Annotated in this window: 23 protein-coding genes; 14 read left to right on the top strand and 9 right to left on the bottom strand. The window is 70.6% G+C overall.

Features of this window, described 5'->3' with window-relative positions; translation table 11 throughout:
* The first annotated feature begins 34 nt into the window (after nt 1–34).
* The gene (locus ABZX61_RS32110) at nt 35–652 is read left to right on the top strand and encodes a TetR/AcrR family transcriptional regulator (RefSeq protein WP_355199874.1); all 618 of its coding nucleotides are present in this window, start codon (nt 35–37) and stop codon (nt 650–652) included.
* Here ABZX61_RS32110 and ABZX61_RS32105 read toward each other — a convergent pair.
* The 4 genes from ABZX61_RS32105 to ABZX61_RS32090 are packed head-to-tail and all read right to left on the bottom strand — an operon-like array spanning nt 625 to nt 4,702.
* Nucleotides 625–1,440 carry a carbohydrate ABC transporter permease gene (locus ABZX61_RS32105; RefSeq protein ID WP_355199873.1) on the bottom strand — a complete coding sequence of 272 codons (816 nt, stop codon included), beginning with the start codon at nt 1,438–1,440 and terminating at the stop codon, nt 625–627. The genes ABZX61_RS32110 and ABZX61_RS32105 overlap by 28 nt on opposite strands.
* Complete coding sequence (locus tag ABZX61_RS32100; RefSeq protein WP_355199872.1) at nt 1,437–2,321, bottom strand: sugar ABC transporter permease; 885 nt, start codon at nt 2,319–2,321, stop codon at nt 1,437–1,439. The genes ABZX61_RS32105 and ABZX61_RS32100 overlap by 4 nt, the downstream gene beginning before the upstream one ends.
* Nucleotides 2,318–3,670, bottom strand: a complete 1,353-nt coding sequence (locus ABZX61_RS32095; RefSeq protein ID WP_355199871.1) for an extracellular solute-binding protein — start codon at nt 3,668–3,670, stop codon at nt 2,318–2,320. The genes ABZX61_RS32100 and ABZX61_RS32095 overlap by 4 nt, the downstream gene beginning before the upstream one ends.
* 21 nt (nt 3,671–3,691) lie before the next feature.
* On the bottom strand, nt 3,692–4,702 hold the full coding sequence (locus tag ABZX61_RS32090; protein WP_350735648.1) for a LacI family DNA-binding transcriptional regulator: 1,011 nt from the start codon (nt 4,700–4,702) through the stop codon (nt 3,692–3,694).
* A 182-nt stretch (nt 4,703–4,884) separates the two neighbouring features.
* Between ABZX61_RS32090 and ABZX61_RS32085 the strand changes: the two genes are divergently transcribed.
* The 4 genes from ABZX61_RS32085 to ABZX61_RS32070 all read left to right on the top strand — a co-directional run bounded on the left by ABZX61_RS32085 (nt 4,885) and on the right by ABZX61_RS32070 (nt 9,734).
* A complete protein-coding gene (locus ABZX61_RS32085; RefSeq protein WP_355199870.1) occupies nt 4,885–5,895 on the top strand; it encodes an ADP-ribosylglycohydrolase family protein in 1,011 nt (336 codons plus the stop codon).
* Nucleotides 5,885–6,943, top strand: coding sequence for an ADP-ribosylglycohydrolase family protein (locus tag ABZX61_RS32080; protein WP_355199869.1), 1,059 nt, complete (start codon nt 5,885–5,887; stop codon nt 6,941–6,943). Before ABZX61_RS32085 ends, ABZX61_RS32080 begins: the two co-directional genes overlap by 11 nt.
* A gap of 400 nt (nt 6,944–7,343) precedes the next feature.
* Nucleotides 7,344–8,801, top strand: coding sequence for an MDR family MFS transporter (locus ABZX61_RS32075; protein WP_355199868.1), 1,458 nt, complete (start codon nt 7,344–7,346; stop codon nt 8,799–8,801).
* Between the two features lie 216 nt (nt 8,802–9,017).
* Nucleotides 9,018–9,734 (top strand): transglutaminase domain-containing protein, encoded by a 717-nt coding sequence (locus ABZX61_RS32070; RefSeq protein ID WP_355199867.1) that lies wholly within the window; start codon nt 9,018–9,020, stop codon nt 9,732–9,734.
* A gap of 198 nt (nt 9,735–9,932) precedes the next feature.
* On the opposite strand, the gene ABZX61_RS32065 is transcribed toward ABZX61_RS32070, so the two are convergent.
* A complete protein-coding gene (locus ABZX61_RS32065; protein ID WP_355199866.1) occupies nt 9,933–10,571 on the bottom strand; it encodes a DUF6461 domain-containing protein in 639 nt (212 codons plus the stop codon).
* A 118-nt stretch (nt 10,572–10,689) separates the two neighbouring features.
* Nucleotides 10,690–11,478, bottom strand: a complete 789-nt coding sequence (locus tag ABZX61_RS32060; RefSeq protein WP_355199865.1) for an IclR family transcriptional regulator — start codon at nt 11,476–11,478, stop codon at nt 10,690–10,692.
* Between the two features lie 137 nt (nt 11,479–11,615).
* Here ABZX61_RS32060 and ABZX61_RS32055 point away from each other — a divergent pair, with 137 nt between their 5' ends.
* Nucleotides 11,616–12,548 carry a U32 family peptidase gene (locus ABZX61_RS32055; protein ID WP_355199864.1) on the top strand — a complete coding sequence of 311 codons (933 nt, stop codon included), beginning with the start codon at nt 11,616–11,618 and terminating at the stop codon, nt 12,546–12,548.
* 161 nt (nt 12,549–12,709) lie between these two features.
* Here ABZX61_RS32055 and ABZX61_RS32050 read toward each other — a convergent pair whose 3' ends face one another.
* Together ABZX61_RS32050 and ABZX61_RS32045 are read right to left on the bottom strand one after the other, a co-directional pair.
* Nucleotides 12,710–14,347, bottom strand: coding sequence for a glycosyl hydrolase 53 family protein (locus ABZX61_RS32050; protein ID WP_355199863.1), 1,638 nt, complete (start codon nt 14,345–14,347; stop codon nt 12,710–12,712).
* Nucleotides 14,348–14,490: 143 nt separating this feature from the next.
* The gene (locus tag ABZX61_RS32045; RefSeq protein WP_355199862.1) at nt 14,491–15,363 is read right to left on the bottom strand and encodes a helix-turn-helix domain-containing protein; all 873 of its coding nucleotides are present in this window, start codon (nt 15,361–15,363) and stop codon (nt 14,491–14,493) included.
* A gap of 77 nt (nt 15,364–15,440) precedes the next feature.
* Between ABZX61_RS32045 and ABZX61_RS32040 the strand changes: the two genes are divergently transcribed.
* From ABZX61_RS32040 to dgoD, 7 genes are all read left to right on the top strand, one after another.
* Nucleotides 15,441–17,786: a beta-galactosidase gene (locus ABZX61_RS32040; protein ID WP_355199861.1), complete on the top strand. Its 2,346-nt coding sequence runs from the start codon at nt 15,441–15,443 to the stop codon at nt 17,784–17,786.
* A gap of 116 nt (nt 17,787–17,902) precedes the next feature.
* A complete protein-coding gene (locus ABZX61_RS32035) occupies nt 17,903–19,234 on the top strand; it encodes an ABC transporter substrate-binding protein (RefSeq protein ID WP_355199860.1) in 1,332 nt (443 codons plus the stop codon).
* Nucleotides 19,231–20,148, top strand: coding sequence for a sugar ABC transporter permease (locus tag ABZX61_RS32030; protein ID WP_355199859.1), 918 nt, complete (start codon nt 19,231–19,233; stop codon nt 20,146–20,148). The genes ABZX61_RS32035 and ABZX61_RS32030 overlap by 4 nt, the downstream gene beginning before the upstream one ends.
* Nucleotides 20,145–20,975, top strand: a complete 831-nt coding sequence (locus ABZX61_RS32025) for a carbohydrate ABC transporter permease (RefSeq protein ID WP_355199858.1) — start codon at nt 20,145–20,147, stop codon at nt 20,973–20,975. Before ABZX61_RS32030 ends, ABZX61_RS32025 begins: the two co-directional genes overlap by 4 nt.
* Before the next feature lie 9 nt (nt 20,976–20,984).
* A complete protein-coding gene (locus ABZX61_RS32020; RefSeq protein ID WP_355199857.1) occupies nt 20,985–22,226 on the top strand; it encodes a cellulase-like family protein in 1,242 nt (413 codons plus the stop codon).
* Nucleotides 22,223–22,966 (top strand): SDR family oxidoreductase, encoded by a 744-nt coding sequence (locus ABZX61_RS32015; RefSeq protein WP_355199856.1) that lies wholly within the window; start codon nt 22,223–22,225, stop codon nt 22,964–22,966. The genes ABZX61_RS32020 and ABZX61_RS32015 overlap by 4 nt, the downstream gene beginning before the upstream one ends.
* An 11-nt stretch (nt 22,967–22,977) precedes the next feature.
* Nucleotides 22,978–24,123, top strand: coding sequence for a galactonate dehydratase (dgoD, locus tag ABZX61_RS32010; protein WP_355199855.1), 1,146 nt, complete (start codon nt 22,978–22,980; stop codon nt 24,121–24,123).
* Here the strand turns inward: dgoD and ABZX61_RS32005 are convergent, their stop codons facing one another.
* The gene (locus ABZX61_RS32005; RefSeq protein ID WP_355199854.1) at nt 24,124–24,822 is read right to left on the bottom strand and encodes an MBL fold metallo-hydrolase; all 699 of its coding nucleotides are present in this window, start codon (nt 24,820–24,822) and stop codon (nt 24,124–24,126) included.
* Between the two features lie 109 nt (nt 24,823–24,931).
* Here ABZX61_RS32005 and ABZX61_RS32000 point away from each other — a divergent pair, with 109 nt between their 5' ends.
* Nucleotides 24,932–25,876, top strand: a complete 945-nt coding sequence (locus ABZX61_RS32000; protein WP_355199853.1) for a LysR family transcriptional regulator — start codon at nt 24,932–24,934, stop codon at nt 25,874–25,876.
* Nucleotides 25,877–25,895: the final 19 nt, after the last annotated feature.

The following is a 25,895-nucleotide window of genomic DNA, read 5'->3' as shown; positions in this document are numbered from 1 at the left end:
TTTGACGTACCATCGGTATGTCAAGGGAGGAAGTATGAAGACGCACGGCGTCCGGGCGCAGCAACGGGAGCAGACCAGGCAGGCCCTGCTGCGGGAGAGCAGGCGCCTGTTCGCGGACCGGGGTTACGGCGCGGTGAGCCTGTCGGAGATCGTCGCCGAGGCCGGGGTGACCAAGGGCGCGCTCTACCATCTCTTCGAGAGCAAGGCCGAGTTGTTCAGGGCCGTCCTGGAGCAGGTGCAGCAGGAGGTGGCCGAGACGGTGGCGCGGACCGCCGACGTCCACGACGACCTCTGGACCCGCCTGACCGTCGGCTGCCAGGCGTTCCTGACGGCCAGCACGGCCCCGGGCGTTCAGCGGATCATGCTCGTCGACGGCCCCGCCGTGCTCGGCTGGACCGAATGGCGCGCGATGGACGAGGCCGCCTCGGCCCGCCACCTGGCCGAAGCACTCACCGACCTGATCGAGGAGGGCACGATCGCGCCCCAGCCGGTCGCGCCGCTGACCCACCTGCTGTCCGGCGCGATGAACGAGGCGGCGCTGTGGCTGGCCGGCTCGGACGACCCCGCGGACCTGCCGGCCACCCAGGCCGCCCTCGCGCGGCTGCTGGAGGCGCTACGGCACGCTCAGCCCGACATCCCCGAGGAGGTGTAACCCTCGACGAAGCGGCGCTGCAGAGACAGGAACAGCACCAGAGGCGGCAGGGCCATGATCAGACCGGCCGCGCTGACGAGCGCCCAGTCGGGGGAGAAGCCCTGCTGGAAGGAGTAGAGCGACAGGGAGACCGGCAGTTTCTCGCTGTCCTGGATGAACGTCACGGCCAGCAGGAACTCGTTGTACGCCTGCAGCCCCGCGATCAGGCCCGCGGTGAGGACGCCCGGCCAGATCAGCGGGAAGACGATCCGGGTGAACAGCCGCACCTCTCCCGCGCCGTCGAGACGCGCCGCCGCTTCGTACTCCCTGGGGACGGCGAGCAGGAACGAACGGATCAGCAACGTGGCGAACGGACTGTAGATGGCCCAGTAGATGACGATCAGCCCGAACCTGCTGTCGTACAGCCCGATCTTCGTCCACAGGGACAGCAGCGGCACCAGGAACAGCTGGATGGGCAGCGAGCTGGCGACCAGCAGATAGAGGATGAACAGTCCGGGTTTGGGCAGGTCCAGCCGGCCGAGCGCGTAGGCGGCGCAGCCGGAGATGACGCAGACTCCCGCCGCGGTCGACACGGCGATGATGGCGCTGTTGACCAGGCCCGCGCCCATGTTCGCGTCGGTCCAGGCCGTCGCGAAGTTCTCCCAGCGGAACTCGCCGGGAAGGCCCAGGGGGTTGGCGCTGATCTCGCTCGGAGTCTTCAGCGAGGCCAGGACGAAGACCAGCATCGGGCCGAGGGCGTAGACGGCCAGGACGGTCAGGGTCAGGTAGACGAACGGGCGCCGGGTCATATCTCCCACCTCAGGCGGCGGCGCAGGTAGAGGTAGCCGCCGACGGTGACCGCGCTGATCAGGGCCAGGATGACGCCGATCGCCGAGGCGTAGCCGGCCTGCTGCTCGCTGAACGCGGCGCGGTACATCACGGTGCTGAGCACGTCGGTCGAGCCGGCGGGACCTCCCTGGGTCAGGATGTAGATGTAGTCGAAGACGAGGAACGACCAGATGACGGTCATCAGCGACAGGAACATGAAGGTCGGGCGGATCGACGGCAGGGTGATGTGCCAGAACTCGCGCCAGCTGCCGGCGCCGTCCATCCTCGCCGCCTCGTAGAGCGACGGCTCGATCGACTGCATGGCCGCCAGGAAGATCACGACCAGGAAGCCCCACCACTGCCAGTTGTTGATGAAGGCGACCGCGCCGAGCGCGATCCGCCCGTCACCCAGGAAGTTCACGTCGTTGAGCCAGGGGAGGCCCAGGCTGCCGAGGGCGGGTGCCAGGCCGCTGGTCGGGCTGAGGATCTGCCGCCAGATGGCGGCCGAGACGACGGTCGCGATCACGTACGGGATGAAGTAGAGCAGCCGGAACAGCAGCTGGCCGCGCTTGATCCGGGACAGCAGGAAGGCGCCGAGCAGCCCCATCGACATCGGCACGACCAGGAAGAAGGCCGTCCAGAGCAGGTTGTGCAGCAGGGCCCCGCGGAAGTCGGGGCTGCCGAACAGCGTCGCGTAGTTGGCGAGCCCGACGAAGTGCGCCTCGTCGAGGCCGTCCCAGTCCGTGAAGGAGTAGTACACCGACATCAGGCCGGGCCCGGCGACGACGAGCAGGTTCACGAGCAGCAGCGGAGCGATGAACAGCCAGGCCGTCAGCCGGGCGCGGGCACGGGGCGCGCTCACGACTCGGGGGCGAACGGCTTGGCCACCGCGCCCGCCGCGAGCTCTGCGGCGAAGGTCTTCTGCAGTCCGGCGCAGAAGTCGGCGGGCGACATCGCACCCGTGATGACCTTGTCGAACTCCGTGTAGAGATAGGTGTCCGTCTTCGGCGGGACGAAGCTCCAGCTCGCGTAGCCCAAGTTCGTGGTTTCGGGGATGGCCTTGTACAGCCGCGCCACCCGCTCGTCCATGCCGGCCGGGTAGGCGTCGGCGGAGACCTTGAGCGGCGGGGGGTTGGTGCCGGTCGTGGCGAGGAAATCGAGCATGCGCTTGGGATCGGCGATGAGGTAGTCGATGAACTCGGCCGCCCCCGCCGGGTTCTCCGAACGCGCGTTGATCGACAGCGTGGTGCCGATCGCCAGCGGATAGACCCCGGCGGGCACGCCGTCACCGAGCGAGGGCAGCGGCGCCCAGTCCCACTTCTTGCCGCCGGTGAAGAACGTGCCGGCCGAGTCGAAGCTCCACGTTCCCGTCATGTACATCGCGACCTTGCCGGCGGCGAGGCCGGTGAACATGTCGGTGTCGGTGTTGGTGAACCAGCGGTCGGCCCCGCCGCCCCACCAGCCCTTGTCGATCTGCGCCTTGAACAGGGTGATGGCGTCGACGAAGACCTTGTCGTCCCACTTGCGGGCGCCGGTGAGCGCCTCGTGGATCGCCTTCGGGCCGGCGGCGGCGTTGAGCACGCAGGTCAGGTACCACTCGCTCTGCGCCTTGTAGCCGCTGTTGCCCGCCCCTACGGGGATCAGGCCCGCGCTCTTGGCGGCGGCGCACACGGTCTCGAACTCGGCCAGCGTGGTCGGCACCTTCCAGCCGTGCTGGGCGAAGGTGTCGGGGTTGTAGTAGAGCACCAGCGAGCCGTAGCCGACGGGCACGGAGTGGAGCTTGCCGTCGATCTTGCTGACTTCGTACGCCCAGGGCAGCAGCTTGTCCTGCCAGCCGTACTTCGTGGCGTACTCGTCGAGCGTCACGGTCTTGGCGCTCTTGGCGAAGGACAGTGCGGCCGAGGGGCCGTCGGCGTAGACGACGTCGGGGCCCTTGCCCGCCGCCACCGCGGTGTTGGTCAGGTTGCCCAGCGTCATGAGCTGCTTGACGTCCATCTTGACGCGGACGTCCTTGGCGCTCGTGTTGAAGGCGTCGACGAGGTTCTGGCGGAAGTACTTCTCGCTGTCGGGAGTGGCGAAGGCGGCCCAGTAGGTGACGCTGTTGCTGCCGGAGCCGGAGGACGAGCTGCCGCACGCGGCGAGCGCCAGACCGGCGGCCACGGTGGTGCCGCTCAGCTTGAGGAAGTCACGGCGGGCGAGGTTGACGGACAAGGTGGTTCTCCTTACGGACGGCTATGACGAGTCGCGGACGATGAGCCGGTGGGCGAGGACGATCTCGCGGGCCGTGTCGTCGTACTCGCCGGCCAGCCGGTCGAGCAGAAGACGTGCGCAGGTCCTGCCGATCTCGCGGGCCGGGTTGAGCACTGTGGTCAGGGCGGGGGTGATGAGGGAGGCGGCCTCGATGTCGTCGTAGCCGGTGACGGCCACGTCGCCGGGGACGGACAGACCGAGCTGCCTGGTCACGTCGAGCGCTCCGACGGCGATGAGGTCGTTGGCGCAGACCAGGGCGTCGGGGCGGGGCGAGCGGGAGAGCAGGACTCTGGCCCCCTCCACGCCGCCCGCCCGGGTGAACGTGCCCGAGTGGATCAGCTCGGGCAGGATCGGCCGACCGGCCTCGCGCAGCGCCCGCTCGTAGCCCTCAAGCCTGATCTGGCTCGGGTGCGCGTGCGGCTCGCCGTTGAGGAACGCGATGCGCTGGTATCCCCGGTCGATCAGGTGGCTGACGATGTCGTGCACGCCGCTGGTGTCGTCGGCCCTGACGATGTCGCCGAACTCGGCGCGGAACCGGCCGCCCAGCCGTACGAGTTTGGTGCCGGATTTCGCGATCTTGTCGATGTCCTGATCGGTGGCGCCGTAGGTGGCCAGCACGATGCCGTCGACCCTGCGGGCCAGCACGTGCCGTACGACCTCGGGCAGGGCCCGGCTGGGCAGCGCCGCGTCGGTGACGGACAGCAGGTAGCCGCTCGACATCAGCACGTCCTGCAGCCCCGCCGCGACCAGCGGGTAGAACGGGTTGGTCAGATCGGGGACGATCAGCGCGATCGACTCGCTGCGGTCCGTCCGCAGGCTGCGGGCCGACGGGTTCGGCCGGTAGCCGAGCTCTTCGATGACCGCCTCCACCTTGGCCCGGGTACGGGCGCTGACCGGTCTGCGGCCGCTCAGCACGTGCGACACGGTCGTCACGCTGACTCCGGCGGCTGCGGCGACGGCGGCGATGTCCGGGCGCCGGCCTGCTTCCTTCATCTCGCTCCCACAAATGCAAATCGATTTGGGTCGTAGCATGGAGTGCGGCCCCGGCTCCGGTCAAGGGGTCAGCGTAACGATCCTGTTTCCAGAAGTCATCCCAGGCAGCTCGCTGTTCGTGGGGGAGCGTGCGCTGCTAGCGTGTGCGGCATCATGCAAAACGATGCGACTCTGGAGAGCGAGTGACCACTCTGGACCGGTGCCGAGGCGCGCTGCTCGGCCTCGCGGTCGGCGATGCCCTCGGCGCACCCACCGAAGGCATGACACCTGCTGAGATCCACGCACGCTACGGCAGGGTCACCGACTTCCTCACCGAGGACGCGGCCGGCACCGACGACACCGAGTACGCGGTCCTCTGCGCCCGGGGCCTGCTCGCCCACGGCAGGAGCATCACCGCCGAAGACGTGGCCGACGTCTGGCTGGACGCGGTTGCGGCGCAGCGGGGCGGCTTCCACGGCGCCGGCTTCAGCGAGATGGTCGCCCTCGCCAACCTGCGTTCGGGGCTGCGACCGCCGCAGAGCGGGAGCGACAGCTACGAGATGTGGAGCGACGGCGCCGCGATGCGGATCGCTCCCGTCGGCATCCTCTGCATGGGCGACCCCGACGAGGCCGCCAGGATCGCGGCCGTGGACGCCTCGGTCAGCCACGCCCGCGACGGCGTCTTCGGCGCCCAGGCGGTCGCCGCGGCCGTCGCCGTCGCGACGACCGCGCACGACCACCGCGACGTGATCGACGCGGGCGTGCGCGCGCTGCCACGGGACTCCTGGTCGGCGCGGCTGGTGGGCCGGGCGCTCGACGTGGCCGCGGCGGCGGGCTCACCCGCCGCCGCGGAGGAAGCGCTGTACGCGGAGATCCCGCTCTTCCACTACCCCTGGGCCGACGCCGCCCCGGAGGCGATCGCGCTGGCCTTCGGCCTGTTCGCCGCCCACCGGGGGGACTTCACCCAGGTGGTGCTGGCGGGCGTCAACATCGGCCGCGACTCCGACACCATCGCCGCCATCGCCGGCGCCATGGCGGGCGCCCTGCACGGCGCCCAGGCCATCCCCGACCGGTGGCGGGCCCAGGTGGCACGCGTGAGCGGACGATGCATCACCGCCACCGCTGGCACGGACCTCGTCGACCTGGCCGACCGGCTGCACGACGCCGGCCGGCAGAGCTCGGCGCTCAGGGAGGTGGCCGTCGATGGGCGTTGACGCCACCGCCGCGCGGGACAATCGTGCGGCCGGCGCCCTGCTGGGGCTGGCCGCCGGCGACGCCGCGGGCCTTCCCGCCCAGTTCCACCGCAGGGCCGGCTCGGCCTGGGCACGGGCCGCCGGTTGGCGGCTCTCGGCCGCGCTGGACGAACAGCGGGTCTCGCGCCCGTTGCTGCCGTTCACCCTCGGCATCGGGGACGACATCCCGCTGTCTCCCACGGACGACGCCGAGACCGCGGCCATAGCCGCGCTGGTGCTCCTCGAAGCGCCGGTCCACGATTCGGCCGCGCTCTTCGCCGAATGGCGCAAGCGGATGTCGTCCGACGTCTGGACCGGCGTCGCGGAGCGCTCCGCGATCATCAACAGCGCCAGGGGCCTGACGCCGCCCGCCACCGGCAACGACAACCCGATGCACTACTCCGACAGCGCCGTTCCCGCCGGAGTGTCGATCGGCCTCTACTACGCCGGCGACCCCGCCGGGGCCGCCGAGGTCGCGCGACGCTATGCCGAGATCACCCACGCCGAGGACGGGGTCTGGGCCGCTCAGGCGATGGCCGTCGCCATCGCGTCGCTGGTCGGCGGCGCCTCCCTCCGCGACGCGCTGCGGGAGGCGGCGGGCGCCTTCCCCGAGAACAGCTGGACCGCCCGCAACCTCGCCAGGGCGGCTGACGTCCGGGAGTCGGCGCGTACGGCCTTCGACGCCGTCCCCGGCCTGGTCGAGCGGCTCAGCCCGGCCGTGTACAGCCATGGGGGAGTGGCCGCCGAGACCCTGCCCACGGCCTTCGTCCTGGCCGAGCTGGCCGACGGCGACCTCGCCACGGCCCTCGGCTCGGCCGCGCTGGTCGCCCGGCAGTCCGACAGCATGCCGGCCATGGTGGGCGCACTGTGCGGCGCGGCGTCGGGGGCCGCCGCCGTCCCCGACGCCTGGCGCCGGCATGTCGACGAGATCGCGGGGGTCCTTATCCCCGACCTGAAGGGGCTCAGCCTCACGGCTCTTGCGGGTCGCCTGCTGGCCGCGTCCGAGTCGGACGTCAACGGGCCCGGCTGAGCCGAACGGCCGGTCGTCGTCCGGGGCGATGAGGCATGGCCCATGACGCCCGGCATGAGCACCGTCGTCGGCATGGCGCGCAGTCCGGCCGCGGACCGCAGGTGGACGACGAGGGGCGGGAACATCCCCCTCGTCGTCCTGACGGCGGCAGACCGACCGCGCCCCGGCTTCGGCGCCGGGATCGACGGGGCGCACGGCGTTCGCCGCAGGTCATGGGGCGACACGGGACCCGGGTTAAAAGCGGGTGACATTTCGCATCACGTGCCGGAATGTTGGACGGGGGCGATGAGTTTTGTCGGTGGTGTAGGTCAGTCTGTGTATGACCACGACTACTCGTGAGACCCAAGGCTGGAATACCGGCCGTGACGACGCTATTTCCGACAACTCTGATAGAGGTACCGTGCCCAGCCCACAGCTCGACTCACCCGCCAAGTCCGCGGCCGCCGGTTCGGGCCGCACCCCGGCCGTGATCCGGCTGCTTGTGCTCGCCACGTTCGTGGTCATCCTCAATGAGACGATCATGATCAACGCGATCCCGCGGTTGATGGAGGCGCTGCGCATCACCGAGCAGACCGCGCAGTGGCTCTCGACCGCCTTCATGCTGACCATGGCCGCGGTCATCCCGATCACCGGCTGGTTCCTGCAGCGGGTGTCCACCCGCAGCGCCTACACGGTGGCGATGGCGTTGTTCCTGATCGGCACGGCGTTGGCCGCCGTCGCGCCGACGTTCGAGGTGCTGCTGGGCGCGCGCATCATCCAGGCGTCCGGGACGGCCGTGATGATGCCGCTGCTGATGACCACGCTGATGCAGGTGGTGCCCGAGGAAGACCGGGGCAAGGTCATGGGCAACGTCACCCTGGCCATCTCGGTCGCGCCCGCGATGGGCCCGGCGATCTCGGGGGTGATCCTGCAGTTCGGGTCCTGGCGCCTGCTGTTCGCCGTGGTGTTCCCCATCGCCGCCCTGATCGCCTGGAGCGGCCTGAAGCGGCTCAAGAACATCGGCGAGCCCAAGTTCAGCACCATCGACTGGTTCAGCGTGGTGACCGCGGCGGCGGGCTTCGGCAGCCTGGTCTACGGGCTCAGCCAGTTCGAGGGTGGTGACGTCCGGCTTGCCGCCGGGATCGTGGCGGCCGGGCTGGTCACCATCGCCGTCTTCGTCTTCCGCCAGTTGTCGTTGCAGAAGCGCGACGTGCCGCTGATGGACCTGCGCACCCTGCGCCACCGCACCTACACCGTCGCGCTGATCCTGATGTCGGTGTCCTTCATGGCGATGCTCGGCTCGATGATCCTGCTGCCGCTCTACCTGCAGAGCGTCCGCGGGCTCAGCGCCCTGGAGACCGGGCTCCTCGTGATGCCGGGCGGCCTGGCGATGGGCCTGCTTGGTCCGACCGTCGGCCGCCTGTTCGACCAGTTCGGCGGCCGGGTGCTGGTCATCCCCGGCGCGATCGGCATCATGCTCTCGCTCGCCGGCTTCACCCAGGTCACGATGACCATGCCGTACTGGCAGATCCTCGGCCTGCACGCGCTGCTGATGGTGAGCCTGGCCGCGACCTTCACCCCGGTGTTCACCCTCGGGCTCGGCGCGGTTCCCCCGCACCTCTACTCCCACGGCAGCTCGATCCTGAGCACCCTCCAGCAGGTCTCGGCGGCCCTCGGCACCGCGCTCGTCATCACCGTGATGAGCGCGCGCGCCGACGCCCTGAAAGCCGAGGGGGTCGCCGAGGCGCTCGCCAACCTCGACGGCATGCGACTGGCCTTCATCCTCGGCGCGGTGCTGTCCGTGGCCGTGGTCATCACCGCCCTGCTCCTTCCCGCCCGGGCGGAACACGCCGTCGAGCTGGAGGAAGCCGGTCGATGACGCCGCAACCCGGCCCGGCATGACCTGGTCAGGCGGCGCCTGACCGCGACCGACGTCATATGAGCACGAACCCGACCCGGCTCAGGGCCGGGTTCGTGCTCATATGACGTGACGCTCGGGCGGCCGCCGCCGCGGGCGGGCGAAGTACCGCCATGAGCCGACCGGTCCGAGGTCCCCATCGCAGGCGATGTCGGGGGCCGAAGATATGATCAACGCGTGAAACCGGTGCTCTTGCGACGCGGCCGTGGTACGGCCGTTTCCCCACGTAAAGCGGCGGCGGGAAGCGTGGCGGCCACGCCCATCCTCGACTGGAGGCATCCTCGGGTGCTGGGGTTCGCGGCCGAGGTCCGGGACGTCGATGCGTGCACGGACCGAGCATTCCTGATCACGGCCCACCAACTCATCGCAGCCCGCGTGCGCCCGGTATACGCCCTGAACGAAAGGCAGCCTGTCTCCACGACCCTGGGTCTGGGACGCGGCTCGTGCAGTCAGCGACTGGCGCTGCTGGAGGCCGTGGCACGCGGCCACGGCATCGCCACCCGAGTCAGAGGACTGCTGCTCGATGGGCGCTTCTGGCATCCTCGATTCCCGCGGTTGCGTCCGTTGATCCCCAGGCAGGTGGTGCTCGCCTGGCCGGAATTCCTCCTCGAGGGGCAGTGGGTGGCCGTTTCCGAACTCTATGGCGATCTGGGCGCGCTGCGAGCGGGAGGCCGATTCGCCAACACAGGTGGCGAAACACTCTTCGACGCGATCGCGCGCACTGCCGTGGACTGGGACGGCGGCACCTGCTCCACATGTGATCTGTCAGGTCACGTCCTGGCCGATCTGGGCTATTTCGCCGCCCGCGACGACCTGTTCGACCAGCATGGGCAGACCTTGTGCCGGCCGGCACGCATTCCCGCGGATCTCCTCATGAGACGTCGGACGGCCTGAGACGAGCCCGTACGGCAATCCCTGCGCACCGGCGTCAACGGAGGCGGCGAGGCATGGGTCGCCAACGCCACGATCGACCTCTGGCTGCGAACGCCACGCACCATTACGCACCCACGCCAGCCGGTCGCCCGCAGGGTGCGGCCGGTGTCCTGGCGCCGGCGGGCGATCCCAAGGTGCGTCCAGCCGGGCATCCGGGGGTCAGCGCGCTGCGTCGGGCATGTGGACCGTTACGTACGGGTGTGCCTGTTCCAGCCACTCGCTGGTCAGCCTGGCTCCTGTGGTCTGGTCGATGACCGCGAGCCAGGCGGCGCTCCAGTCGTAGTCCTCGTCACGTTCGTCGAACTCGACGAAGAAGTCCGTCATCGCCTGCAGCTCAGGCCATTGGCCGATGCCGGGGTAGTCTTCCGGACGTCCGGGGAAGAACGCGTCGATCATCAGCATGATCTCGCCTCCGGCGGCGAAGCTCAGCCGATTGTGGCTGTTGACGTTCCACCAGGCGCTGTAGACCCGGGCTCCCTGACTGAGCCGCTGCAGTACGGCGGGGCTTGCTCCGAGGTAGTCGGACTCGAAGAGAACGGCAGCGGGACCGCACCAATCGACGAGCAGGGGATAGGCGTCCCCGGTGGGAGGAACGACGGCGCTGAATGGGGCCGACTCATGAAGCCGGTACGGCGTGGTCCCGCCGAGCCGGACGGCGATCTCGTCCAGGGTGAATGCTTCCCCGCTGTCCGGCACCACCACTGTCCAGCACATGGCCACGTCCAGCCAGGGGTGGCTGGAGCGGAGTCGCCGGTAGTGCGCGCGTAGGCCGGCGGTCGGCGGCTTTCCAGTGTCCACGCATGATCCCTTCGCTCGCTCGGAACTGATCTTCGAGATCCTCGCAGGGACCGCGTGGAACCGGTAGTTGAGCTGAAGGAACAGCGGGGCGCTTTGAGCGGCCGGCTGTCACCCACGATCATGAGCGTTGGCGGGCGTGCGGGCCGTCGTGGTGGCCGAGGCGGTGGGAGAGTGTGGCGGCGCCGGTGCGGATGAGGTCGGTCCACTGGTCTCGGCGCTCGTCGGTCCAGCGGACGGTGGGCACCGAGACGCTCATCGCGGCCACCATGCGGTCAGAGTGATCGAGCACACCGATGGCGACGCAGGCGACCGCTTCGTTGGACTCGCAGTTGTCGTAGGCCACGCCTGCCTGCCGGATCTCCGCCAGTTGTGTGCGGAGCCCGGCGGGCGTGGTGATGCTGTTCGGGGTCATCGACTGGAGGGGCCGGTCGGGCGGGTAACGCGTATCGAGTGCGTCCGGGGCCAGGGCGGACAGCAGCATCTTTCCGACCGCGGTGCAGTGCGCCGGGAGCCGGCGGCCGACCGCGGAGACCATCCGTACCGAATGGGTGCTGTCCACCTTGGCGATGTACACCACCTCGGCTCCGTCCAGTATCGCCACGTGCACGCTCTCGTCGCAGGCGGCGGCCACCTCGGTGGCCGCCGCCTGCGCCTGTCTGGCCAGGTCGAGGCGGTCGGCGAAGAGCCCGCCGAGCTCGAAGAGCCTCATGCCCAGCTGGTACCGGATCGGTGCGCTCGGCTCGGCGACCAGGTAGCCGCGGTCGACCAGGGTGTTGACCAGCTCGTGGACGGTGGTCCGGGGGAGGTCGAGCCGGGCGGTGATGTCGGAGGCGGCCAGCGCGTCCTCGGCGAGGAACAGCTCGAGGATGTCGAGCGCGCGGTTGACCGCCGGAACCGTCCGGGCCATCGCTGTCTCCTGCTGGTCGGGGGGAGCGGCATGTCCATCGGCCGGCATTGACGACCGCGAGCCGGAATCGTTAGCCTCCGCATGTCGATATACCGAACCTTGTTCGAGATTTCGAACAATACGGGACTGGGAGCGCGATGTCCACCACCAATGAGCTGCTCGTTCGTCTTGGGCTGCCCGCTGACGACGGGTCCACGCCTCCGCCGTCTCCCGGCCGGTTCCCCGACGGGGCCCAATACCGCGTCGAGATCCCCAGCGTGGAGGGGCCGGCCAGCCTCGCCGCCGTGCTGCGCGAGGCACAACGGCTGGACGTCCCGGTCACCCGGGTCTCGCAGGGCAGCGGGGTGGGCCTGCTCACGGACGGCGAGATCACCGACATGGTCGGCATGGCCGCCGACGCCGGGGTGGAGCTGTCGTTGTTCGCCCGGCCGTGTGCCGGCTGGGACACCTCCGCGATGAGCCGCGCGCCCGCCGGGGGTGGCCTGGCGCCGGCGGTGCGCGGGCAGGACCAGCTGGTCGCGGTGGTGGACGAGATCCGCCGGGCCGCTGAGCTGGGCGTGCGCAGCGTTCTGATCGCCGACGTGGGTGTGCTCTCGGTGTTCGGCCGGCTGCGTGACAGCGGGGAGCTGCCCGCGGAGATGCAGGCCAAGATTTCGGTGATGCTCCCGATCGCGAACCCGGCCACCGCCAAGGTGATCGCCTGGCTCGGGGCGGACACGCTCAATCTGCCGACCGACCTGACACTCGCGCAGATCCGCGCCATCCGCGGTGCGGTCACCCAGCCGCTGGACATCTATGTCGAGTCGCCGGACAACCTGGGCGGTTTCGTCCGACACTACGAGCTGCCCCGGCTGGTGGAGCTGGCGGCGCCGGTGTATGCGAAGTTCGGCCTGCGCAATGCCCCGGACATCTACCCGTCGGGCAGCCACCTGGAGTCCACGTCGGTGGCGCTGTCGATCGAGCGGGTCCGCCGCGCCAGGCTGGGACTGGACCTGCTGGCGCGGGCCGGTTCTGAGGCCGTGTGCTCCGTCGCCGGCGCGGCCGGACTGGCCCTGCCGGTCACCGGCTGACGTCGGGCGGGCCACGTCGGGCGGGCCACGTCGGGCGGGCCACGTCGGGCGGGCCACGTCGGGCGGGCCACGTCGGGCGGGCCATGCCCGGCCGCCCCCGTTCGGTCAGCGGCTGATGCCGGGTGGGGCGGACCTGGGAGGTCGTGCCCCACCCGGATCGGTCAGCGTCCGCCGTCGACGTTGTGGCGGTACGCGTCCAGCGCGGGCAGCGCCCTGCCGGTGAAGTCGAACAGGGTCGTGTTGCTGACGAAGTTCGGCTCGCCGACCTCCCAGCCGACCCCGGGCGCCGGGATCATGACCGGGTCCCAGTAGAGATCGCCGATCACGGCGCCGTCGGGCACGCTCTTGAGCGCGGCGAACAGCTCATAAAGGAAGTCGCGTTGCCCGGCGAGAGTCTCCCCGTAGGGCACGGGACCGTTGTCGTGGAGTTGTCCTTCGAGGCCTTCGTGGGTGACCGGGTTCCAGTTGACGCCGGTCTCCATCACCATGATCTTCTTGTTGAACTCCCGGCTGATGGTGTCGAAGAACTGGACGACGGTGGGGATGTCGCGGCGGGTCCAGAACGGGTAGTAGGACGAGCCGATGAGGTCGTACGGGACGCCGAGCCGGTTGAGCAGGCCGAAGAACCAGCGGTACTCGTCGTAGTCGCCGGCATCGGTGATGTGGATGATGACCTGCGTGTCCGGCGACACCTCCTTGGTGGCGCGGTAGCCCGCCTTGAGGAACCGGGCCAGCGCCGGCGCCCCGTCGGCGGTGTAGGAGTAGCCGTAGGGGAAGAGCAGCCCGCCCTGCATCTCGTTGCCGAGCGAGACGAAGGCCGGTGGCGTCCCCTGGGCGGCCATGCGCTGGAGGAAGTACCTGGTGTAGTTGTAGACGTGGCTCTCCAGCTTGTCGACGGCCTGGTCGCGGGGCAGGTCCGTGACGTCGCGCCAGTCCTTGGGGATGTCCTGGATCTCGCCGTTCGTCCAGTAGTCGCTGTAGTGGAACGTCAGCTGGATCCGCATCCCGTACCGCGTGGCGCGCCGGGCGAGGTCGAGGATGTCCTCCTCGTCCTGGTAGCCCTCGGGTAGATAGTGGCCGGGATACCCGACCCGCGGGTGATCGGGGCCGGTGTCGTTGTAGAGGCGCAGGCGGACGATGTCCGTCCCGTTCTCCGCCATGATCTTCAGCGGGTCCTCGCGGCGGCCGCGCTCGTCGTAGTACCGGCCGCCGCTGTCCTCCACCCAGTTGAGCATCGTGATGTCGCCGCCGGCGAGGAAGTCGTACGGCGCTCCGGCGGTCAGTCGCACGTCGTCGAGCCGGGTCCAGCCGCCCTGGGGAGCCTCGGTGCGCAGGCCGATGGTGAGCCTGCCGTGCCGGACCTCGACGCCGCGGACGGTGACGACCGTCCAGGCGGACGACACCGGCACCGCGGTGCGGGCCTGGCGTCCACCGGCCGGCTCGGCGAACAGGTAATCGGCGCGCTGCCCGCCGCCGCTCTGGGCGTAGGCGGTGAGGGTGTAGTGCCCGTCGGGCACGCGCACGGTCTGGGTGGTGGTGACCGTGTACGCCCGCGTGCCGTTGTGCTGCAACGCGAACGCGCCGGTCCGGGCGGGCCCGGCGATCGTCGCCGCGCCGCGGGTGCCCGCCGCGCGCCAGCCCGGTAACTCGGCCGGCCCGGTGGGAGGGGTCTCGAAGCCGGAGTTGCGGATCTCGGGGGAGGGCGCCGCCTGGGCGACGGCCGGCGCCACGGGCCCGAGCAGGCTGAGGACCAGTCCGGCCGCCAGGCCTGCGCGAACACTCCAACTGGCCATGGGCATCAGCGCTCCTTCGGAACGGGGGGTGAGGGCCCAGTGTGGCTCCCGTGTTTCAGGAGTGTCAACGGATTAATAATATTTTTCAATACAAAAGTATGCTTGTTGAAGATATGGTCGTAGACCGCACGACGCGGAGCGGCGCGGGCTCAGCGCGGGCGGTTCCGGTACGCGGTAGGCGCGAGCCCGTGGACGCTCGCGAACTTCCGGGAGAAGTACAGGGCGTCGTCGTACCCGGCCTCGCGGGCGACGGCCTTGACCGCGAGGCCGGAGTGGTCCAGCAGCTCCCGTGCGCGCGCCATGCGGAGCTGCGTCTGGTACTTCAGCGGAGAGACCCCGAGCTGCTCCCGGAAGAGCGCGCCGAGCTGGGACGTGCTCAGCCCGACCATCGCCGCCAGCGAGTCCACGGAGGTGCGCTGGGGCGTGGTCGCGCGCAGGTGCTCGACGGCGCGTTCGACCGGGCTGAGCGAGGTTCCGAGGGGACGGCGGCCGGTGGCGACGACCTGGGCGAGCGCGTTCCACGCCGCGCCGGCGGCCCGTACGAGGCCGCCCGTGGTCCCGGCGTCGAGACCGTCGATCACCTGGGAGATGAGACTGGCGACGGGCGCGGGATCCCGGAGATGCGTGACGATCCCACCGGCTGCCACCAGCCCGGCGCTGACGAGGTCGGCGGCGTCGGCGCCCACGGCGTGGAACCACCACAGGGTCCAGGGGTCGGTGTCCGAGGCCCCGTACTCGTGGGCCATTCCGGCGGGCAGGAGGACCGCGTCGCCCCGCTGAACGGCGAAACGTCCATCGCCTGTCTCGACCCATCCCGAACCGTCGGTGCAGACCAGCAGGATGTGCTGTCCGGCGCCGCCGGGCCGGGCCGCTCCATGCCGTGCGGCGCGGAGAAAGATCCCGGTATCGGTGACAAGGAGCCGGTTCGTCACGGGCCGGCCGAGCGCCCTGCGCACCGTGGGCCGGGGGACGACCAGCATCCGTCCGCCGGCGAACCCCTCAGGCAGCGTCGTTTCGTCCATATGAGGCAGTGAAACGCCCATCGGCTCATCGGGTCAACCGGCCATACGATCGCCCACGCCCCTCTCGAAGGAGAACAATGAACAGCAAGGCCCGCACCGTGCGCGTCTCCCCGCAGCCCCCGCCCCGCCGGGGACACCTCCCGCTGGGGGACGACACGAGGACGTCGGACCGGATCGAGGTCACGAGCCGGTGGCTCGAACGCGGCGGCAAGCCCTGGTTCCCGGTGACCGGGGAGATCCACTACTCCCGCATCCCGCGCGAGCGGTGGAACGAGGTCCTCGGGCACGCGCGCGCCGGCGGACTGGACACGGTGGCGACGTACGTGCTCTGGCAGGCGCACGAGCCCGAGCCCGGCCGGTTCCGGTGGGACGGCAACCTCGATCTGCGGGCGTTCATCGAGCTCGCCGCACGCCACGGCCTGGACGTCGTCGTCCGCATGGGCCCGTGGGCACACGGCGAGGCGCGCCGCGGCGGATTCCCGGACTGGATCGTCGAACGCGGGCTCAAGACCCGCACCAACGACCCCGCCTACCTGGAGCTGGTCCGCGCGCTCTACGCCCGGACGATAAGCCAGTTGGCCGGCCTCACCCACGCCGAGGGCGGGCCCGTGGTGGGCGCCCAGATGGACAACGAGCTGTACGACCAGCCGCAGCATCTCGCCATGCTCAGACGCATCGCCGAGGACCTGGGACTGCGGGTGCCCCTGTGGACCGCGACGGGCTGGGGCGGTGCCCTGGTGCCCGAGACGCTGCTCCCGCTCTACAGCGCCTACTCCGACGGATTCTGGGAGGACTCCCGGACGGAGTGGCCCCGGTTCGCGGCCCACCATTTCCGCTACAGCGAGGTCCGCGACGATCTGACGGTGGGCGCGGACCTGCGCGAGGCGCTCGATGGCATCGTGCTCGACCCCAACGCGGTCCCGCTCAAGGACGACGCCGCGACCCCCTTCGCCACCTGCGAGATCGGGGGCGGCATGCACGTCGCCTACCACCGGCGCCCCCTGGTCACGGCTCAGGACGTCGCCGCGCTCGCCCTGGCCAAGATCGGGAGCGGGTCGATCTGGCAGGGCTACTACATGTACGCCGGCGGCACCCAGCGGGTCGGACCGCACGGCACCGAGCAGGAGTCCCACGCCACGGGCTACCCCAACGACGTGCCGACCCTGAGCTACGACTTCTACGCCCCGATCGGGGAGCACGGCCAGATCCGCCCGCACCACCACCTGCTGCGCCGCCTGCACCTCTGGCTGGCCGGAGAAGGCGCCCGGCTCGCGCCGATGAGCGTCGCCGTCGGCGGCGGCGGCGACGACCCGGGCGAGCTGCGATGGGCCGTCCGTTCGGACGGGCACAGCGGCTACCTCTTCCTGACCACGTACCAGCCGCCCAAGCGGCCGCTCGACGCGCAGAAGGACGTCCAGGTCACGGTGTCGTTCGAGGACGCCGACGTCACCGTTCCGACCAGGCCGCTCGACCTTCCCGCCGGGGTGTCCCTGGTGTGGCCGCTGCGTTACCCGCTCGCCCCGGGGCTCGTCTTGCGCAGCGCCACCGCGCAGCTCGTCACCCGGATCACCGACGAGGACGGCGACCTGGTCGTCCTGTGCGCCACCGACGGCGTGCCGGTGGAGCTCGTCCTCGACGGCGATGTCCGGGTCGAGGGGGCTCGGTCCGTCGGCGGCACGACGGTGGTGGACGTCGCCGAGCCCGGGACGGAGTGCGTCGTCGACCTGCCCGGCGCGCGCGTCCTCGTCCTCGACGAGGCGAGCGCGAACCGCCTGTACCGGCTGGAGGTCGCGGGCCGCGAGCGGCTGGTGCTGTCCGACGCGCCGGTGTACGCCCTCGACGGCGCCCTGGTGATCCAGTCGGAGGCCGAGCGGTGCACCGTGGCCCTGCTGCCCGCGCCCGCCCGGCTGACGGCCGACGGCGGCGAGCTCGACGGCCCACGTGGAGAGGGGCTGTGGCGCACCTGGTCGGTGAACGTCTCCGGCGCAGGGGCACGAACGGTCGCCGCCGGCCTGCACCCGAACGCCCCCGCACCCCCCGACCCGGTGCGCGGCGGGCCGATGGACCGGCTCAGCGCGCCGGCCGACTACTCCGGCGCGGCGCACGTGCGCCTGGACGTGCCGCGTGACGTGCTCGACGGCGTCGACCGCGTGCTGTTGCGGGTGACCTGGACCGGCGACGCCGGCCGCGCTTACGTGGGCGACCGGTTCGTCAGCGACCACTTCTGGCACGGGCGCACCTGGGACATCGACCTCACGCCGTGGCGTGACGACGTCGCCGGACAGGGGGTGCGGCTCGAACTGCTGCCGTGGCGTCGCGACACCGGCGTGTGGGTGGACCCGGCCGTACGGAACGTTCCCGACGGCATCGCCGTCGCCTCCGCGGAGGTCGTGCGGGTGGGCCGCGTCACCCTGCACCTCTAAAAATCGTATCAATGCAGAAAATAGTAGTACTGATTCATTGACACCGGCGCCGGCCGCCGAGCATGCTGCTCGACACGCCCCCTGAGGCGAATCCCCCATCCTCGAAGGAGTTCCAGATGACCGACGTATCGCGTCGCGTGTTCCTACGTCGGAGCGGAGCGGTCGGTGGCGGCCTGCTGGCGGCGGGCGTGCTGGCCGCCTGCGGCGGTGAGAGCGGCGGCGGCTCGGCGCCCGTGTCGTCGGGCAAGGTCGAGCTCAACCTGTGGACGCACGACCCGGGCTACGTGAAGACCTTCACCGAGCAGGCCAAGCGCCTCACGGAGGCCCCGGGCGGCCGGTACGACTACACGATGAAGTTCACCAACGCCGACAGCGAGGCGCTGGTGACCCGCATGATCTCGACCGGTGCGGCGGGCCGGGGGACGCCCGACATGATCGGCATCGTGATCAGCGTCTTCCCGCGCGTCATGTCCGGCGGCATCGGCAAGCAGCTCTTCGCCCCGCTGGACGACCTGGCCGCGCCGGTCAAGGACGACCTGCTGCGCACCGCCCCCTACTCGATCGACGGCACCCTGTACGCGCTGGAGTCCGACACCTGCCTCAGCGTCCTGTACTACCGCGAGGACGAGTGGAAGAAGAACAAGATCCCCGCGGACATCGCCACCTGGGAGGAGCTCGCCGAGGTCGGCGCGAAGCTGCACGAGAAGACCGGCCAGTCGCTCGGCATGGTCTCCACCGGCGACAACACCTCCATCACCAACCAGTTCCTCCAGCTCCTGCTCCAGCGGGGCGGCGGCTACTACGACGAGGGCGGCAACCTCGTCCTCGACTCGCCCGAGGCCGTCGAGGTGCTGGAGTTCATGGCCAAGGGCGTGCGGAGCGGCTTCCTGATCGCGTTGCCCGACCCGTACGGCGCCCCGAACACCGCGGCGCTGAAGAACGGCAAGCTCATCGCGACCGTCATGCCCAACTGGTACAACGTCTACGGCCTCCAGGCGAACGTGCCCGAGCAGAAGGGCAAGTGGAAGATCCGCAACCTGCCGAAGTTCGCGGGCGGCGGCCACATCGCCTCGGCCATGGGCGGCACCGGCTTCGCCGTCCTCAAGGACAAGCCGGGCACCGCCGCCGCGCTGGAGCTGCTGAAGCAGACCTACCTCACCCCCGAGGGCCAGCTCCTCCGCTTCCAGATGGGCGGCTTCCTGCCCACCCTCAAGTCGCTCTACGAGGACCAGAAGCTGCTGAGCACCGAGGACGCCTACCTCGGCCAGCGCGTGTTCGACGTCTACACCCCCGCCGCCGCCGACAGCCCGACCTTCTACCAGAACGAGAAGCTCAACACGCTGATCGAGGCACTGGGCGGGCCGATGCTGGAGACCCTTCAGGGCAAGAAACCCGCCGCCCAGACGATCAAGGAGGCGGCGGCCGCGTACAAGAAGAACGGCGGATGAGCGTGACCGAGGTCGGTGTGCCCCGGCGGCCGCTCACCGCCCGCCTCCGGGGGCCCGGCGCCGCACCCTACGTCTTCGTCCTGCCGTTCTACGTCCTGTACGGCCTGTTCCTGGTCGTGCCGATCGGGATCGGCGGCTACCTCAGCCTCACCGAGTGGGCGGGCCTCGGCACACCCCAGTGGGTCGGGCCGGCCAACTACGAGCGGCTGCTGTCGGACGGCAGCTTCCGCACCGCCGTGGGCAACACCGTGATCTACGTGGCCTTCTCGGTGGGCGTGGTCGTCCCGGCCGCGCTGCTGGTCGCCCAGGCGCTCAACACCCGGGGGCTGAAGGGCCGGGACTTCTTCCGGCTGACGTTCTTCATGCCAGTGGTGCTGTCGCCGATCATCATCGCGCTGGTCTTCACCCTGCTCTACGACCGCGAGTACGGCCTGCTCAACGCCGCCCTGCGCGGGTTCTTCGGCTGGGGCGGCATCGACTGGCTGGGCGAGCCGAGCTGGGCCAGGGTCAGCGTGATGCTGCTGGTCCTGTGGCGCTGGACCGGCTACCTGACGATCTTCTTCCTGGCCGGGCTGAAGAACATCCCGCGCGACTTCTACGAGGCCGCCGAGATCGACGGCGCCGGACGGGTGCGCACCTTCTTCAGCGTCACCGTGCCGATGCTCAAGCCGGTCACCGCGTTCGTCGCGGTGACGGTGCTGGTCGGCACGGCGCAGATCCTGGAGGAACCCATGCTGCTCACCAAGGGCGGCCCCGGCGAGGCGACGCTGTCGGTGGCGATGTTCATCTACCGCGAGGCGTTCACCCGCCAGCAGCTCGGCTACGCCGCGGCGGCCGGGGTGGTCATGTTCCTGCTCGTCTTCGTGCTCGGGCGGGCCGCCAACGCGGTGTACGGCGTGGGGAGGGAGCGATGAAGGCCGTCCCGCGCTCCCGCCGCGGCCTGGTCTACGTCTTCCTGGCCATGCTGGTGGTGCTGTTCGCGGTGCCGCTGCTGTGGGCGCTGAGCTCGTCGTTCAAGCCGCGCGGCGACATCTTCGCTTATCCGCCGCAGCCGCTGCCGATCCCGTTCACCTGGGAGAACTACACCCGGCTGCTGGAGACCCAGCCGTTCTGGGGCTGGTTCCTGACCAGCACGGTTGTCGCGGTGGTCTCCACGGCGGTGTCGGTGTTCGTCTGCGCGCTGGCCGGGTTCGCCTTCGCGAAGTACCGCTTCCCGGGCAAGAAGCTCCTGTTCAACGTCATGTTCAGCTCATTGGCGGTGCCGTTCGCGGTGATCGTGGTGCCGCTGTTCATCATGCTGATCAAGGCCGGGGTCACGAACGTCTACTTCACCCTGATCGTGCCCTGGCTGGCCCCGGCGTTCGGCATCTTCATGATGCGGCAGTACGTCGAGCAGTCGGTGCCCGACTCGATCCTGGAGTCCGGCCGCCTCGACGGTGCCTCCGAATTCGGCCTGTTCCTGCGGATCGTGCTCCCGCTGCTGCGCCCGGCGCTCGGCGCGCTGGCCGTGTGGAGCTTCCTGAACAGCTACAACAGCTTCTTCTGGCCGCTCATCGTGGTCTCCGACCCGGCCCAGTACACCCTGCCCCTCGGCATCCAGGCGCTCTACGGCGCCGAGAGCCGCCAGGTCGACATGGTGCTCGCCGGCTCGGTCCTGGCGGCCATCCCGAGCCTGATCATGTTCCTGCTGCTGCGCAAGCAGCTGCTCGACGGACTGACGGCGGGGGCCGTCAAGTCCTAGGAGATCCCTGTGACCCCTTCCCACCTGACCATCACCCTCTGGGACTTCACCTGGTACACGCGCACCGGGCCCGGCGAGCCGTTCGCCGACCTGGACGCGGCCTTCGCCGAGGCCGTGGCGCGCGGGTACAACACGGTGCGGATCTGCGCGATGCCGTACCTGCTGTTCGGCTCCGGCCTGGACACCACGGCGCTGACCTTCGGCCCCTTCGGCGGCTACGGCGGGCGCACCCGCTGGTACGACGTCCGCGAGCGCACCACGCTCGACGGGCGCCGCCACCTGCTGGCCCTGTTCGAGGCGGCCCGGCGGCACGACTGCCACGTGATCGTCTCCAGCTGGGAGTTCCAGCAGAGCTCGGTCTTCCTGGACGATCCCTCCTGGTACGAGGCGCTGCGTGCCGTACCGCCCGCCGACCGGGCGTCGGCGCTGGCCACGGCGCTGGCCGACCTGGTGGACTTCCTCGACGCGCACGGCCTGGCCGACCGGATCGCGTTCGTCGAGCTGCACAACGAGATCCAGTCGACCTGGCTCAACGAGGTGGTCGAGCCGGATCAGCCGAAGGTGCTCGGGCTGCGGCCCTACCTGGAGGCGGCGATCGACGCCTTCAAGGCCCGCCGCCCCGAGCCGGTCACCGCCAACTACGCCCGGGTGCCGGTCGGCGAGATGCGCGGCCTGCCGCGCAACGCCGACGTCGGGGTGTTCCACCCCTATGTCTACGGCGTGCTCGACGAGCTGATCGACACCTTCGCCCTGCGGGACGCCGCGCGGCCGTTCCCGCAGGAGCGGGCCTACCGGGAGCTGCTGCGGCCGGACGCCCCGCCGCTGGAGGAGTGGGGCCCCGACCAGGAGTGGCGGCGCGCGGCGACGGTGGTGCCCGCCCGGGAGGTCTACGTCCACGACTGGTGCGACCCTGTCCGGTTCGACCGGTGGTTGTACGACCGCTACTCGACCTACCGCTACGGCATGTCCGAACGGCTGCGCATCTGGATCGACGCCGCCGCCGACTGGGCCGCCCAGGCGGAGGTGCCGCTCGTGCTCGGCGAGGGCTGGGTCGGGTACACCCCTCTCCACGGGACCTTCGAGGAAGGTCCGGTCGGCCGCGCGATCTGCCTGGAGGCCGTCGCCCACGCCGCCAGGGTCGGCGCGTGGGGCACGGTGGTGTGCTCCAACGCCGCGCCCCATCACCCGATGTGGCAGGACCGCGCCCTCCAGGAAGAGGCCAACGCACTGTTCACGGGAGCCGCACGATGATCCGTTTCGCAGGGAAGGTCGCCCTGGTCACCGCCGCCGCGTCGGGGATCGGCGCGGCGACCGCCCGGCTGCTGGCCCAGCGGGGCGCCTCCGTCGTCGTCATGGACGTGGCCGACGACGCGGGGGCCGAGCTCGCCGCCGAGATCGGCGGCCACTACCTGCACGGCGACGTCGCCTCCGCGGCCGCCTGGGCCGCCGCCCGCGACCTCGTCGCCGAACGGTACGGCCGCCTGGACGTCCTGCACGTCAACGGCCCCGGCCGGGTGGTGCCGTCGGCCCCCGTCCACGAGCTGCCCGAGGACGACTGGGACCGGCAGATCGCGGTCTCGCTCAAGGCCGCCTACCTGGCCGCCCACGTCTTCTGCCCCCTCCTGGCCGAGAACCGGGGCGCGATCGTCATCACCTCCTCCGTACACGCTCGGACCGGCATCCCCGGCTGCGGCCCCTACGCCGCGGCCAAGGGCGGCCTGCAGTCACTGGCCGTCCAGCTCGCCGTCGAGTACGCCCCCGACGTGCGGGTCAACGTCGTCGTCCCCGGGCCGATCATGACTGCGGCCTGGGACGGCATCGGTGAGCAGGGCCGGGCCGCGACGATCACCGAGACCCCCGCGGGCCGGTTCGGCCGCCCCGAAGAGGTGGCCGCCGCGGTCGCCTTCCTCGCCTCGGCCGAGGCCTCCTTCATCACCGGCGCCTGCCTCAAGGTCGACGGCGGCTGGAGCATCTCCACCACCTCCTCCTAGAACGGACCCCCATGAAGATCGTGTCCATGGACACCTTCCTCGTCCCGCCCCGCTGGTTGTTCCTGCGTGTCCGTACCGACGAAGGCATCACGGGCTGGGGCGAGCCGGTCGTCGAGGGCCGCGCCGAGACCGTCCGGGCCGCCGTCGCGGAGCTGAGCGAATATCTCGTCGGTGAGGACCCCCTGCGCATCGAGGACCACTGGCAGGTCCTGACCAAGGGCGGCTTCTACCGGGGCGGCCCGGTGCTGTCCAGCGCCGTCGCCGGCATCGACCAGGCCCTCTGGGACATCGCCGGCAAGGCCGCCGGGCTGCCCGTGCACGCCCTGCTCGGCGGCCCGGTCCGCGACCGGGTCCGCATGTACGCGTGGATCGGCGGCGACCGCCCCGCCGACGTCGCCGCCGAGGCCCGAGCCCAGATCGAGGCGGGCTTCACCGCCGTCAAGATGAACGGCTCGGCCGCGCTGACCCCCATCGACACCCCGGCCCGCATCCGCGAGGTCGTCGAACGGGTGACGGTGGTCCGCGAGGCCGTCGGCGAGGAGAACGACGTCGTCATCGACTTCCACGGGCGCATGTCGACGGCGATGGCCCGGCGGGTGCTGCCGCTCATCGAGCCGCTCCTCCCGCTGTTCGTCGAGGAGGCGGTGCTGCCCGAGCACACCCCCAACCTGGCCGCCCTGGCCCGGTCGACCTCGATCCCGCTGGCCACCGGCGAGCGCCTCTACTCCCGCTGGGACTTCCGCGAGGTGCTGCGCGACGGCATCGCGGTGGCCCAGCCGGACGTCAGCCACGCCGGCGGCATCTCGGAGGTGCGCCGCATCGCCGCCATGGCCGAGGCGTACGACGTCACGATGGCCCCGCACTGCCCGCTCGGCCCGATCGCGCTGGCGGCGAGCCTGCAACTGGCGTTCGCGATCCCGAACTTCCTGATCCAGGAGCAGAGCGTGGGCATCCACTACAACCAGGGCAATGACGTGCTCGACTACCTGGTCGACCGCACCCCGTTCCGGTTCGCCGGAGGTTTCGCCGAACGCACCGCCGTACCGGGCCTGGGCATCGAGGTCGACGCGGCGGCGGTGGAGCGCGCGGCCGAGCGCGGGCACCGCTGGCGCAACCCGGTCTGGCGGCACCCGGACGGTTCCTTCGCCGAATGGTGATCAGGCGGGCAGGGTCGCCGCGACCGCGTTGAGGGCCGTGCGGGCGTCGGGGAGCGGTTCGCCATGACCGACGCAGGCCAGCCGCGCGTCGATCTCCGCGAGCCTGCGGAAGGAACGGAGCAGCTCTGAGCGGTCCAGATTGAACACCCCGGGCATGACCTGTCCGTTGACGTGCGCGACCGTGTCCCCGGTGAAGAGCACCCCAGAGCGCGGCAGGTGAACCGCGATGCCGCCGTCGGTGTGGCCGGGAGTGTGGATCACCCGTGCGCCACCGCCGAAATCGATCGTGTCGCCGTCCTCCAGCTCGCGATCCACGCGGCACGCGGGCGCGGCGGGCAGCAGATGGGCCCCGAGGTCGCGGTGCAGGACGCGCTCCTCGTCGGTGAAGCGGGGCGGCGGAGCGGGCTTGTCACCGCGGATCATCGGCGCCTCCAGCCGGTGGGCCAGCACGGTGACGTCTCCCCACCCGCTGATCTCGGCGGCCCCGCCGCAGTGGTCCTCGTGGAAATGGGTGAGCACGACCTGCTTGACGTCGCTCCTGCGGTGGCCCAGTTGCTCGATCGCGGCCGCGATGTCCGTGCCGGAGGTGGCGACACCGGTGTCGACCAGCGTGAGCGCGCCCGCGTCGTTCCAGAGGTACGCCTGGCCGAACTCCAGCAGGATCAGGTGCAACTCCGGACGGATTTCCACGATCTTCATCTCGTGCCCCCTTCGGTGGAGAGACCAGCAAACTCGCAGGCGGCCGGTAGTGTCCAACAGCTCTCTGCGGCCGATTGACAACCAACGGTTTTCAATCCACCCTCGAGGCGTGGAGGCGGACATCGAGGGCCTGCGCGCGTTCGTGGTCACCGCGGAGGAGCTGCACTTCGGCCGGGCCGGCGCGCTGCTGTTCATCAGCCAGCAGGCGCTGTCGAAGCGGATTCGCCGATTGGAAGAGGCGCTGACGGTGCCGCTGTTCGAGCGGACGACTCGTGCTGTGGAGCTGACCGAGGCGGGGGAGCGGCTGCTGCCCCGCGCACGTGAGGCGGTCTCCGCGTTCGACCGGGCGATCCAGGCGGTCCGCCCGGGCAACGAGCCTTTGCGGGTGGACGTATACGACGAGCGGTTCACGCCGCTGCGGATGGTACGTCAGGCGAGTGAGCGCGACTCTCGCGTACGGATCGAGCTGAGCATGCGGCAAGGGTTGTCCGTGGCGTTGCCGGCCCTGCGGCGGCTGGAGCTCGACGCCGCGTTCGGGCGCGTGCACGACACGCCGGCACCCTGGCCCGCCGAGCTGGCGTACCGGCTCGTGCGTCTGGAGCCGCTGCACGCGTTCGTGCCCGAGGACCACCGCCTGGCCGCCAGGGACGTGCTGCGGCCGGCTGACCTGCGCGAGGCGGGCATCGCGATGCCCGACCCGGCGGGCGCGGCGGAATGGCGCGGTTATCTCGTGCGGCTGGCCGACCGGTTCGGCGTGCCGTTGCGCTTCAACGCTCCGGCCATCGGGCAGCGGCATCTCGTGGAGCAGTTCCTGGTGGAGAAGAGCGCGGTGGGCCTGGGCGAGATGAGCATCGACCCGGCAGGGAGCGGCCTGCGCCGCATCCCGATCGTCGAGCCGACGCCGCTGATGCCCTGGTCGGTCGTCTGGCACCGGCGTAATCCCCGGCCGCTGCTGCGGGCGCTCCTGCGGCAGTTGCGACCGCTTCCCGCCCCGTCCGACCCTGAGGTGTGGGTGCCCGAGATCGACCTGACCCCTTTGGGTCTCTCCGGCTGAGGCGATTGGAGCGCCCGGC

Origin of the sequence: Nonomuraea sp. NPDC003709, from assembly GCF_040610775.1 — a bacterium.
GTDB classification, from domain to species: Bacteria; Actinomycetota; Actinomycetes; order Streptosporangiales; family Streptosporangiaceae; genus Nonomuraea; species Nonomuraea angiospora_A.
Note: the sequence above shows the minus strand (reverse complement) of the source record. Positions and strands in the feature narration are given on the sequence as shown.